Source organism: Acinetobacter sp. BMW17 (genome assembly GCF_001592855.1).
GTDB classification, from domain to species: Bacteria; Pseudomonadota; Gammaproteobacteria; order Pseudomonadales; family Moraxellaceae; genus Acinetobacter; species Acinetobacter johnsonii.
In genome coordinates this window covers 146,406-157,920 of sequence record NZ_LSOD01000007.1, presented here as the reverse complement: position 1 = coordinate 157,920, position 11,515 = coordinate 146,406, and the positions used below count along the sequence as shown (strand labels likewise).

General features: G+C 41.3%; 12 protein-coding genes. 8 read left to right on the top strand and 4 right to left on the bottom strand.

The window, feature by feature from the left end; translation table 11 throughout:
- Positions 1–639 precede the first annotated feature (639 nt).
- From AXW61_RS01745 to def, 3 genes are all read right to left on the bottom strand, one after another.
- Positions 640–2,685 (bottom strand): TonB-dependent copper receptor, encoded by a 2,046-nt coding sequence (locus tag AXW61_RS01745; protein WP_062031780.1) that lies wholly within the window; start codon positions 2,683–2,685, stop codon positions 640–642.
- 72 nt (positions 2,686–2,757) lie between these two features.
- Complete coding sequence (locus tag AXW61_RS01740; protein WP_062031778.1) at positions 2,758–3,195, bottom strand: DUF2946 family protein; 438 nt, start codon at positions 3,193–3,195, stop codon at positions 2,758–2,760.
- A 90-nt stretch (positions 3,196–3,285) separates the two neighbouring features.
- Positions 3,286–3,819 (bottom strand): peptide deformylase, encoded by a 534-nt coding sequence (def, locus tag AXW61_RS01735; protein WP_004684452.1) that lies wholly within the window; start codon positions 3,817–3,819, stop codon positions 3,286–3,288.
- A 120-nt stretch (positions 3,820–3,939) separates the two neighbouring features.
- Here def and AXW61_RS01730 point away from each other — a divergent pair, with 120 nt between their 5' ends.
- From AXW61_RS01730 to AXW61_RS01720, 3 genes are read left to right on the top strand one after another with little or no spacing between them, the layout of a single operon-like run.
- A complete protein-coding gene (locus AXW61_RS01730) occupies positions 3,940–5,094 on the top strand; it encodes a LysM peptidoglycan-binding domain-containing protein (RefSeq protein ID WP_062031776.1) in 1,155 nt (384 codons plus the stop codon).
- A gap of 22 nt (positions 5,095–5,116) precedes the next feature.
- Entirely contained in the window at positions 5,117–6,250 is a 1,134-nt protein-coding gene (gene dprA, locus AXW61_RS01725; RefSeq protein WP_062031774.1) for a DNA-processing protein DprA, read from the top strand.
- A 45-nt stretch (positions 6,251–6,295) separates the two neighbouring features.
- Positions 6,296–6,865: a Sua5/YciO/YrdC/YwlC family protein gene (locus AXW61_RS01720; protein WP_062031773.1), complete on the top strand. Its 570-nt coding sequence runs from the start codon at positions 6,296–6,298 to the stop codon at positions 6,863–6,865.
- A gap of 399 nt (positions 6,866–7,264) precedes the next feature.
- Here AXW61_RS01720 and AXW61_RS01715 read toward each other — a convergent pair whose 3' ends face one another.
- Positions 7,265–8,185 carry a DMT family transporter gene (locus AXW61_RS01715; protein ID WP_062031769.1) on the bottom strand — a complete coding sequence of 307 codons (921 nt, stop codon included), beginning with the start codon at positions 8,183–8,185 and terminating at the stop codon, positions 7,265–7,267.
- A gap of 335 nt (positions 8,186–8,520) precedes the next feature.
- On the opposite strand from AXW61_RS01715, the gene AXW61_RS01710 reads away from it, so the two are divergent.
- From AXW61_RS01710 to AXW61_RS01690, 5 genes are all read left to right on the top strand, one after another.
- The gene (locus tag AXW61_RS01710; protein WP_005401885.1) at positions 8,521–9,075 is read left to right on the top strand and encodes a hypothetical protein; all 555 of its coding nucleotides are present in this window, start codon (positions 8,521–8,523) and stop codon (positions 9,073–9,075) included.
- Positions 9,076–9,198: 123 nt separating this feature from the next.
- Complete coding sequence (locus AXW61_RS01705) at positions 9,199–9,744, top strand: glutathione peroxidase (protein WP_004984048.1); 546 nt, start codon at positions 9,199–9,201, stop codon at positions 9,742–9,744.
- A gap of 199 nt (positions 9,745–9,943) precedes the next feature.
- Entirely contained in the window at positions 9,944–10,318 is a 375-nt protein-coding gene (locus AXW61_RS01700; RefSeq protein WP_062031766.1) for an RcnB family protein, read from the top strand.
- Between the two features lie 135 nt (positions 10,319–10,453).
- Complete coding sequence (locus AXW61_RS01695) at positions 10,454–11,044, top strand: hypothetical protein (RefSeq protein ID WP_017396937.1); 591 nt, start codon at positions 10,454–10,456, stop codon at positions 11,042–11,044.
- A 90-nt stretch (positions 11,045–11,134) separates the two neighbouring features.
- Entirely contained in the window at positions 11,135–11,434 is a 300-nt protein-coding gene (locus AXW61_RS01690; RefSeq protein WP_062031764.1) for a hypothetical protein, read from the top strand.
- Positions 11,435–11,515: the final 81 nt, after the last annotated feature.

Sequence of the window (11,515 nt, the reverse complement as noted above, 5' to 3'; positions counted from 1 at the left end):
GTAATTTTTACCATTCAATCAATGAAATATTTTCGATCGATCAATCAGTAAAAATCCACACAAGTTGTTCTTCATAATCTCTTAATGATCTTCTCACTGATTCGTCATCAGCAAGCTAGGTCGGCTATACTACTCTCTTTCAAGAAGAAGTCAACTGGTTTTGTTAATTATTTTCAAACTCATTCAAGACCTCCAGATTCTACCGCTTGGGCTAAATCCTTGTTTCTCAACAAGTTTTAATCAACATCACCGCCGATGGATGTGCATTCTACAGCATTTCACATCCCTTGCAACACCTTTTCTTAATAAATATTTTCGCATGTTTATTTTTCAAACTCATAAAACAATAAGTATTTGTTATTTATGTAAAATATTTTTTAATAAATTTATCTACTTCCTATCTAGCGCCATAAACCGCATCATCACATTCGCACAAATTAAACTTAATACATTGTTTTAATTCATTTAAATAAAAATATATTGAAATAATATTTAAATATTTTATTTAAATCGCTGTTTCTTTCTACTTTTTATGGTGAATATCCACTCACAATGCTGTTTTCTCAGTCAATTTCTATCTTAGAATCCAAAACAGCCATTCTATTTCTAGAATGGCTGTTTCCGCTAATCACAATATATTTAGAACTTCATACTGATACGCGCCCAATAATTACGTCCAATATTATTGAATTGTTCTGTTGCAGCATAACCAAAACCTGAACTTCCAAGTTTATTCAAATGCTCGGCATAGTTTTTATTCAGCACATTATCTATTCCGACTGAAAGGTCTAGATCTTTTTGGATATTATAAGTCCCATTTAAAGACAGAGTTCCAAAACCTTTACTGTCTTCTAAATCGTATCCAATGATATTACCTTCTCGATAGCTAGTACGATCTTGTGCTGCCACCACACGCCATAACAAACCGAGATTATACTTCTCTTGCACATAGCGTAGATTGAAACGTCCTTCTAATGGTGCAATTTGCGGTAAAGCGGTGTGATCCGTCGTATTTTCACCCCATGCATACATGGCACTGATGTCCGCTTGAATTTGATCCGTCAACTGGTAAGCCACACCTGCTTCAGCACCTGCAATGGTTGCATCGACATTTCGGCTTTTGGCTTCCAACTTGCCCATTGAACCTGTCGGAGTATATGCCACCAATATATAGTCTTGAATCAAACCCGCATAAACTGAAGCCCATGATTTAAATGCACCCTGTTCATATTGATAGCCTGCATCAAACTGCGCGGTTTTTTCATTCTCTAAATCAGCAAAGGTCGTACCTGTACTTTGATGGTATTTGGTACTAAACAATTCCCAATAATCAGGCACACGCTCTACATAACCCAAACCTGCGTAAGTTTTAACATGTTCCGCAAGTTCACTTTCAATTCGAATAAAACCACTTGGCAGGGTTTCTTTACGCTCTGTATCAGTGGCTAAGTTATCGATCTTCGCTTGATCGAGGCGTGCACCTGTCACCAGTTTATGCTGATCATTGAATGCATAACTCAGCTCACCGAAAGCCCCATAAGACTCAAATTCCATATTGGTTTTAAAGGGAGAATTCATACTCGGCATAGCATACATAATCATATTGCCACCATGCTTATTGCGCTGCGAGTCTATTCCTGTCATCAGGCTAACTTGGTCCCATTCAGAAGTCATTGCAGCACGTGCATTCAAAGTACGACGCGTTACTTCCATTTCCATCTTATTTGGCACAGTCATCTGCATACCATGCATCGTCATGGTCATTGTCGGCGGTGTTCTTAAGCGAAAATTATCCATGACATGATCGTTATAGCTATAGTCAACTTGCGCTTCGACTTTCTTGATCACCTCGCCAATGTTTTTCTTTTCAACATGTAAACCTAGACTTTCACGAGCAAACTTAGAGCCATCCATGCTACGTCCAGCATAGACTGCCTCACCATCACTCTTCCCACCTTTCAGCTCTACCCATGTGTCCTCATTTGGAGTCCAGCCCAGCGCGAGATCTGTATTCCACTTTTCCCAATCGGACGGAACTGTATTGCCTGCTCCATCTTGATAGCTATCTGCAATCGAACGATTGGCATTTAAACGTGCGTATTTCGTTTCATCACCAACAGCGGCTTCAACATTCTGATCCAAACGACCATAAGAGCCAAGCATGACACTGGCTTGTCCGCGATAAGGTTTCGCCGAAGTGAGCTGTTCAGGTTCACGTTCAAAAATAACGGTTGCGGCTGAACCAGTATGCGCATACTGAACAGTTTGCGGCCCTTTTACGACCGTGATTTTGTCGTAGCTTTCAGGAGAAACATAAGAAGCAGGATTATCCATACGGCTTGGGCATGCGCCTAAATTTTCCGTACCATCTGTGAGGATTTTAATACGTGAGCCAAACATACCGCGGAAGGTGACGTCACCATTCGCGCCGCCATTTTTGATTTGGTTAAAACCCACAATACTTTGTAGGTAGGCTGCACCATCAACCGCAGGAATCGGCTGAGTGGGTTGCTTAGGGTCGGCATGTACAATCAGACCATGGGCATCATTGCCCTGCTGAGCTGTCACCACGATAGGTGCTAAAATGTTCGCACTGTCTGCTTCAGCGGCAAATACTACGCTTGAAAAACAAGCAAGAGAAATCGCAGCCGCAAGAGGCTGTAAAAAGAATGTAGGCTGAGCCATTTTTATTCTCACTGAATCTATAAATACAACTAGGCTAGAGTCCGTTAAGACCCGAAAAATATATGTCTAGGTTTATACAAACAGTGGCGGTGCTCGTCCTTGAGGTAGTAAAAAGAGCTGTTGCAGTGCAAACCAAACATGCGTAAAGGCTTTTTGGAATGCAATTAAACGGACTTGAATACGGTCAAGTACCGCTTTCAACTCTAAATCAGGCGGCAACACGAGATTGCCATATACCGTACAGTATTGGCATTGATGACTTGCATCATGATGATTGTGTTCAGCAGGTTGTGAACTGAGTTCATGCTGAGCCTGCATTTCATGATGATGTGTGGAATGCTTTTCAGCATGAGAACTGAGATGTTCAACTGGTTTGAGTAAAAGCGCACGCGAAATGGTTTCACAGACCGGCGCAATTTGATATTGCGTCGGTAGTAAAGGCTGTAAAAAAACAGCAATCTGTAAAAACACGGCTACACAAGACAGTAGCAACGCAGCTCTAAAAAACAATCCATTCCATCCGAATTGAGAACGCGGCCAGTATAACAAAGCCCAATCAAAATTGGGCTCACTCTAAAGATGATTTTTAAGCAAAAAAACTTAACCGCGTTTCACAGCTACTTTGTCTTTTTGGCGCTGACGGGTCAATTTTTCCACTTTTTCACGTGCACGTTGACGCTTCAGTGGTGACAAATAGTCGACGAACAATTTGCCATTTAAGTGATCCATTTCATGTTGAATGCAAACAGCGAGAAGTTCGTCAGCTTCGATCTCAAATGCTTGACCTTCAAGGTTAATTGCTTCGATCTTTACGCGTGACGGGCGCTCAACTTTGTCGTATATTTGGGGAACTGATAGGCAGCCTTCTTCATAGGGCTGCGTTTCTTCAGTCAATGGGGTAACTTTGGGGTTAATGAATACCAAAGGTTGATCTTTATGTTCAGATAAGTCCATGACAATCAACTGAATATGGCGATCAACTTGTGTCGCGGCAAGTCCAATGCCTGGCGCTTCATACATGGTTTCAAACATATCTGCAGCCAGCTGACGAATTTCATCAGTAACTTCTTCGACGGGTTCTGCAATGGTACGAAGACGGGGATCAGGAAAACTTAAAATAGGTAATAAGGCCATACTGCGTCCTCAATTATGCCATTGATCAAAAAACCAAATGAAGGGAATGCTTGATCAAAAAAATGTGTGTAATATCGTTATTATAACGCAACTACATACATAATTTTAGGAATTATGATAATGAAAAAGGTTTTTATGGGCATGCCATCTTTTAGTGCCTTGGGGTTTAAGCAACACATGTTAGCACTTGCGGTTTGCGTAAGTGTTGGCGCAGGCGTCATTTCAACAGCTCAAGCGGCGCCTACACGAAATTACAATCCACCTGCTTTAAAAGCCAATGCACCGAATGTTTATGTGGTGAAAAAAGGCGATACCCTGTGGGATATTTCTAAACGTTTCCTAAACAATCCTGTGCGTTGGCCTGAAATTTGGGCCAGCAATAGACACGTCAAAAATCCGCATTGGATTTTCCCAGGCGACCGTTTACTGATGTGTACTCATGAAGGCCGTCCAATTATTGGTAAAGATGAAGGTGATGGCTGTGAAGGGATTATTCGTCGTTATACAGGCGGCACTAAACTTCAACCTCAAGCACGCGTTGAGTCTTTAAACAATGCCATTCCTGTCATTCCACTGGAATACATTAAAAACTGGCTTGAACACAGCACTATTCTTTCAGAGGAATCTTTGGAAGGTACACCGTATATCGTTGGTGCTGCCGATCAGCGTGTGATTGCAGGTAAAGGTCAAACCGTTTATGCACGTGGCCAAGGCATTGAAGTCGGTCAACGCTACGCGATTTACCGTGAAGGCGAACCGTACATTGTGACGGATGCAGAGGGCAAAAAACAAAATCTAGGTCTAGAATTGACTCAGGTTGCTTCAGCCATTGCCATTCGTGGTGAAAATGACATGTCCACTTTAGAAATCACAGATTCGTATAATTCTGAAGTACGTCGTGGTTATCGCGTACTGCCTGAATACGACGCCATGCTTCCAACCTTGTTCTACCCAACACATGCACAAGATGTGACTGGGGGTGGACAAGTGATTCGTGTTCAAGGTTCGATTGGTCTAGCTGCGAAGCATTCAGTTGTAACCATTGACCGTGGCACAGTGGATGGCGTTCAATCGGGTTATGTGTTCTCGGTTAGTCAAAAAGGTCAAGAAATTCGTGATCCGAAAACCAATGAAAAACTGACCCTTCCAACGGAGCGGATCGGCAACATCATGGTCTTTAAAACCTTTGACCGTGTCAGCTATGCTTATGTGCTCGACAGCGAACTACCAATGAACTTGGGCGCGAAACTTTCTCCCTCTGTCGTGGATGAATAATCCGTTGCCTTAAGGTGTATATATGCTGAACTCTTTATCACATGAACAGATTGCAACAATCACCCTGTGGTATTTGGTTCAGCATTCTTTATCAAGCTTTCAAAAACTACAACAACATTTTGGCACAAGCACAAAAGCCGTTGCTGCCTCCAATCTTCAGATCTGGCCAAATCTCGGCTTACACAAAAGTCATCTACAACGTGTCGTAGAAATTCAAACACCTGCTGGACAAATCAAATTACAAACTTTACTGCAGGACGTCCAAGCCAGTTGTGATTTTATTTTGCTTGATACTGAAAGTCATTATCCCTCGCAGCTGCTGCCCTATGCTGACCGACCACCGATTTTATTTGGTCAGGGCAATCCACAAAGTCTACTCCAGCCTCAAGTTGCTATCGTCGGCAGTCGAAAACCCAGTCCGCACGGCAAGCAAGTGGCTTATGACTTTGCCTATTACCTCGCCGAAAAGGGCTTTTATATTTGCAGTGGTTTAGCTGAAGGCATTGATGCAGCAGCACATCAGGGCGGCTTAAAATATCAACGTACCATTGCAGTGATGGGCACGGGCTTAGATCTCACTTATCCTTCCCAACATCAAACACTGCGTACGCAAATATTAGAAAATAATGGCTGTATTATTACTGAATTTTTACCACATACACCGCCTTTACAGCATAATTTTCCACGACGCAACCGCATCGTCAGTGCACTGAGTTTAGGGGTTGTGGTTGCAGAGGCAGCACTCAAAAGTGGCTCTCTAGGAACCGCCCAAAGAGCCGCAGAGCAAGGGAAAACCATTTTTGCGATTCCCGGTCATATTTACAGTGAACACCATCAAGGCTGTCATCAACTGATCCGAGAAGGGGCGATTTTGGTCGATCATCCTGAGCAAATCATTGAAGACTTGGCACTCCCCACTCAATGGCATAGCCAATCCCAGTCACAAGAAACCACCCAAAGCGCTAGTATTGAGATCCCATCTGATTTACTCGAACTTTATAATCAACTGGATTGGGTGGGACAAAATATGGATCAACTTAATTTCAAACTTAACACCGATATTGCCACACTCACCAGCCAGTTAATGGAACTGGAAATTTTGGGGCTTGCACAACAACAAGCTGGCAATTATCTGCGTTGCCGTTCCAGCCAATAAGGTTCACAATAACCCTTTATGAATCAATAAAAGGTACAAAGTGTAATGATTACCACCTCTGTGACTGAAGCGGCGCAATGTTTAAAACAAGGTCAAGTTTTAGCATATCCAACAGAAGCAGTATGGGGTTTAGGCTGTGATCCGTATAACGAACAGGCCTTTCTAGATATTTTGCAGATTAAGCAACGCCCGATTGAAAAAGGGGTAATTTTACTGGCTGGGCAAATTGCTCAAGTTGAACCGCTTTTAGAACATTTAGATCCCCACATCCGTCAACAAGTGATCGACAGCTGGAGCGATAGCAGTCCATCAGAACGCGCAACCACGTGGTTGTTACCTGCAAATGAACACATTCCGAAATGGATTAAAGGCAATCACCCTAAAGTTGCTGTACGGGTAACCACGCATCCGATTTGTGTGGCGCTTTGCAATGCTTTTCAAGGCTTTATTGTCTCCACCAGTGCCAACCCCGCTGGATTGCCACCTGCTCGTTCACTACAAGATGCCAATCACTACTTTGCACAACAAGTGAATTATCTGAATGGTGATCTAGGCTTGAGCCAAGAACCGAGTCGCATACTCGATGCCGAAACTGGAGTAGTGGTTCGTGCTTAAAAGCGTGCTCTTTCTCAGGATTTTTAATGAAAAATAGATAAAAAAAAGCTCAGCCATATAGGGATGGCTGAGCATAAAAAAGGATGTGTAATCACATCCAGAGGGTCTGAAAACTGATGAGCAAACACTTAATACCCGTTTTGACATTGGCCTAAGTTTGCAGTGCGCGTATTATGTAGCAAATTGCATTTCTAAACAAATAGATTTTTTATATTAAAAACAGCGTTAAAATGCTGATTAATGGAGATAATTAAAATATAATTCAAATTATCTACCTATTTTTAATCAGCTTTTGCATACATTAAATACATTCATCATCTTAAATAGCATTAATAAATTAACTTATTAATGAATTATTCTATTAAAAAAATAATTTAAATGGTTGTTTTTTAATCAATATCAATCCATCGAGTTTGCTAAATGTGGCGTTTTTAATGCTGTTTTACGCTGTGCAAGTAAAATACCACAGATAATGACCACTCCACCGACCGTATGATAAACCGTCCACGCCTCTTTCAACCAGACATAGGCAATCACTGCGGTAAAGACAGGCATCAAGTTCATGAAAATACTGGTTCGATTCGGCCCTAAATGGGTAATGGCCAACATCCACAGTAAAGGGGCAACTAAGGAAGGGAAAATGCTGGCATACATAACACTTGCCGCATTTTGACTATTGATTGAATCGAGACCGAAATAGGCAATAAAAGGTAAATGGTAAAGCAGTGCAAAAAAGATCTGCACATAGAGGCTCAACATCAAGGGAATTTGCAATTGCCACTTTTTCAAAAACACCCCATAAAAGGCATAGAAGAATACCGCAACCACCATCAGGACATCACCCAAATGCCCACCCGATTGAACTAAGCCTGCAAGATTGCCCTGCCCAATGATATAAACCAAACCTGCAAAAGATAAAATACTACCGATCATCGCAAAACGATTTGGAATATCTTTTAAGATCAGCAGTGAAACAAAAATGGTAAAGATCGGAATAAAGGCATTAATCAGTCCCATATTGGTCGCAGTCGTATAGTGCGCTGCGGTGTAGGCCAAGCCCTGATACAACACCAGACCAAATGCACTTAGCACTGCCAACTGACCCAAATGCGCTCGGATTAATGCCCACTGCCGACATAAAGGTCGCACGACAAAAGGCGTTAAAAGAATGAAGGCAAAGAACCACCGATAAAAACTAATACTGACTGGCGAAATGAAATCAGCTACATAACGCGTAACGACGATATTGATCGACCAAATGAGTACGGCAATGATAGGGAGACTCAAAGCCCAATACATACGTTGTGGTGTGGTACTCATTCTTTTTCCCGTTTAGCTTTTGTTTGCAAAATTTAAATGAATGGTAAAACATTTTTATGATTTATTCGAATATCATTTGGGTATCACACATAATTGATACATTTATCTTAAAATATAAACTTCATAAAAAACATAATATTAAGGCAATATAAAACTATACATTTCAATAAATTTCTGTATTTCAGCAGCTTCACTCTACAAAAACACCATAGAACAATGTCAACGATCTCTGCATCGTATTGATGCTGTTCTAGCGAACGTATTTTTTAATTGATTGGTCATTGCTCTTAAACTCTGGCCTACAAAAACATATTTCCCGATAGAAGGATGTCGTTATGAAAAAGTTACTTTTAACCACAGTTTGTATGGCCACACTTACTTTGGCTGCGTGCGAAAAAAAAGGAACTGAGCCAGCCGTTGAACAAACGACGTCTGCATCTGAAGCGACCTCAACCGAAGCAACCACTATCGTTGCTAATCATAGCAATAATAATATTGCCGATATTCAAGCCGATTTGTTAGCCGTACAAACGCTATCGAATGCCAAAGCTCAAGAAGCCGCCGCGTTTCAAAAAGAAGTGAGTGCAACCTTAGAGAAAAAGGATCCCGCTCAAATTAAAGCCATGGTTGAAAAAACAGAAACCTATGTGAAGCAATTTAATGATGAATTAGATGCCTTAACCTTAAAAAGTGCTGAAGTAGATGCTTTACGTGAAAAAATGCAGGACGCCAATGATCTGGGTGTCGAGCTCACCAAAGAAAGTACAAAAACAACGCCAGATAGCGCCAAAATCACCGAACTACAAAACAAAGCAACTGAATTGCAGAAATCGATCATTGCTGACGTAACGGCTTTGGAAGCAAAAGTCAAAGCAGCGCCAGCGTCTTAATGACCTCCCTACCCTTTAAAGCAAGCCTTAGCTTGCTTTTTTGTTGCGATCAATCCGCAAATGGGCGTGACTTTGTCGAACGCTTCCAACACAATAAAATGCACATCGTATAAGGACACGCAAATGAGCACTTCGATTTATAACATTCCTGTCAAATCCATTCAGGGCGAAGACATCAACTTAAACCAATACCAAGGTAAAGTTCTCTTGGTGGTGAATGTGGCATCTAAATGTGGCCTCACACCGCAGTACGAAGGTTTAGAAAAACTCTATCAAGACAAAAAATCACAGGGTTTAGAGATTCTAGGTTTTCCTGCCAACAATTTCTTGGCACAAGAACCGGGTTCAGATGCTGAAATTCAAGAATTCTGCTCTTTAAACTATCAAGTTGATTTCCCGCTTTTTTCAAAAATCTCGGTTGCTGGGGATGATAAGCATCCGTTATATGAAACGCTCACCCAAGCGGTGCCTGAACGCATTGGTGAAGGCCCTTGGTGGAAAGACTTGGTGGACTATGGTTTAACACCGAACGAACCACCTGAAGTGCTGTGGAACTTTGAGAAATTCTTAATCAATAAAAATGGCGAAGTGGTTGCGCGTTTTGCACCGGACATTACGGCCAATGATCCGCGTATTGTCGATGCCATCAATGCCGAATTGGCCAAATAAGCCTGAAGCTGTTTATAAGCAGTCGAATTTAACGGCTGCTTATATTTTTATTTTTTTAAATGAGTAATGACACTCGAATCGATTCGATCTTCATGATTTCTTCTTTATTTTGATAATTTTACAACACTTCATTCACGATCAATCAAACACTTCACTCTATGATGCATCTATCCGCTCAAGACAACCCGAAGTGAAGCTCATGAATACATTTATAAAAGCAGCAGTTTTATCTATCTCAACCGCATTGATTGCCCTGCCTGCACTAGCAGCACCACAAGAACAACATCAGCAACATCAAACCGCTCAGTCACATGGACATGCGCAAAAGCACACATCAAATGGACATCAACAACCAACCCATGCCACTGTCAAAAAAGCCAACCGTCCATCTCAAGACTGGAAAGCAGGTCAAAAACTCCCAAGCGCTTACCATAGCAATGCCTATAAAGTAGATCACCAAAAATACAAAAAACTCAGCAAACCCGGTAAAAACCAACAGTGGATTAAAGTGAATGGCGACTATGTACTGACAGACATTCGCAATCATTCCATTATTAAAATCATTGCTGGTTAAACTACTGTAAATGAAGAGTGCTCAAGCACTCTTTTTTTTATTTTAAAAAGTTTTGTTATGACTTTGAAACCCAGCATTTTATCTACACATTTTGCCCTTATATTAAAAAACACATAGCCCAATATTGATTTGATGATGAAAAAGCTTTTACAAAACTTAGTTCTTCCTTTTGCACTGTTTAGTTCAGGCATTCTACTCATTGGCTGTGAGCAAGCAACAGAGCCGAATCAGCAAGACATCCAGACTGAGACCTCTGAGCAAAACCAATCTGCGAATACACAAAGCCCTGAAAAAGCTGAACTGAAAAGTGGCAACATGCTCTATATCGTGCGTGATGTGGCAGATATGCAATTAAAAGCAGGTGAATACGTCACTCAGCTGCAAGAAACCCAAAGTGACTTGCAGGCCGCAATTGAACAGCATGATCAACAACAGTTGCAACACGCCGCGACAGCTTTGCAGCAACAGCTCACAGGTTTCAATAATGCCTTGAATGGCCTGAATCTTAAAACACAAGAAATCAATGATATCCGTGAAAAACTACTGTCTGCCAACCAACAAGTTTTAGCTTCGCCTTTTTTAAATGGACAGGTGGATTTCAGCCAAGTCGACTTTAAAAAGATGCAACAGCAAATGGGTACAATCCAATCTGAAATGTTGAAATTGGCTGCAATGATGATTCCTCAGCAAGCTGAGAATGATAGTTCAAACACAAACCAATCTTAAAACATTTAAATAGTGGTGCTTTCAGCAATAGAGTAGGAGAAAATGACTGCAACCATTTTCTCCTAATTTGATTGAGGCACGATTTCTCACATGCAGCTGATTATTTTTATGGGCATCCAAGCTTCGGGAAAACCGAGCTATTATCTGCTGAATTTGGCACATAGCCATTTGCGCATCAACCTTGATATGCTGAAAACACGGCATCGTGAAAAAATCATTTTTGAAGCAGGACTGGCCTCAAAAACCAAAATGGTGATTGATAATACCAACCCTACGCCAGCCGATCGTGCGCGTTATATTGCCAGTGCTCAGGCCGCAGGCTTTGATGCACTGTATAAAGTTCGTATTCTTGGGCAAGGTGAATTTTCAATTTCACCCATACAGATTTGAAGCGTTAATGAAAAAACATTAACTATTTCTCATTTTTAGGCTACCATGTACAAATAAGAAACACAGAAAAACATTTTTATA

Excerpts from the sequence above, each read along its gene's own strand:
- AXW61_RS01745 (WP_062031780.1), bottom strand. The coding sequence starts at position 2,685 with ATGGCTCAGCCTACATTCTTTTTACAGCCTCTTGCGGCTGCGATTTCT.
- def (WP_004684452.1), bottom strand. The coding sequence starts at position 3,819 with ATGGCCTTATTACCTATTTTAAGTTTTCCTGATCCCCGTCTTCGTACC.
- AXW61_RS01730 (WP_062031776.1), top strand. The coding sequence starts at position 3,940 with ATGAAAAAGGTTTTTATGGGCATGCCATCTTTTAGTGCCTTGGGGTTT.
- dprA (WP_062031774.1), top strand. The coding sequence starts at position 5,117 with ATGCTGAACTCTTTATCACATGAACAGATTGCAACAATCACCCTGTGG.
- AXW61_RS01720 (WP_062031773.1), top strand. The coding sequence starts at position 6,296 with ATGATTACCACCTCTGTGACTGAAGCGGCGCAATGTTTAAAACAAGGT.
- AXW61_RS01715 (WP_062031769.1), bottom strand. The coding sequence starts at position 8,185 with ATGAGTACCACACCACAACGTATGTATTGGGCTTTGAGTCTCCCTATC.
- AXW61_RS01710 (WP_005401885.1), top strand. The coding sequence starts at position 8,521 with ATGAAAAAGTTACTTTTAACCACAGTTTGTATGGCCACACTTACTTTG.
- AXW61_RS01705 (WP_004984048.1), top strand. The coding sequence starts at position 9,199 with ATGAGCACTTCGATTTATAACATTCCTGTCAAATCCATTCAGGGCGAA.
- AXW61_RS01700 (WP_062031766.1), top strand. The coding sequence starts at position 9,944 with ATGAATACATTTATAAAAGCAGCAGTTTTATCTATCTCAACCGCATTG.
- AXW61_RS01695 (WP_017396937.1), top strand. The coding sequence starts at position 10,454 with ATGAAAAAGCTTTTACAAAACTTAGTTCTTCCTTTTGCACTGTTTAGT.
- AXW61_RS01690 (WP_062031764.1), top strand. The coding sequence starts at position 11,135 with ATGCAGCTGATTATTTTTATGGGCATCCAAGCTTCGGGAAAACCGAGC.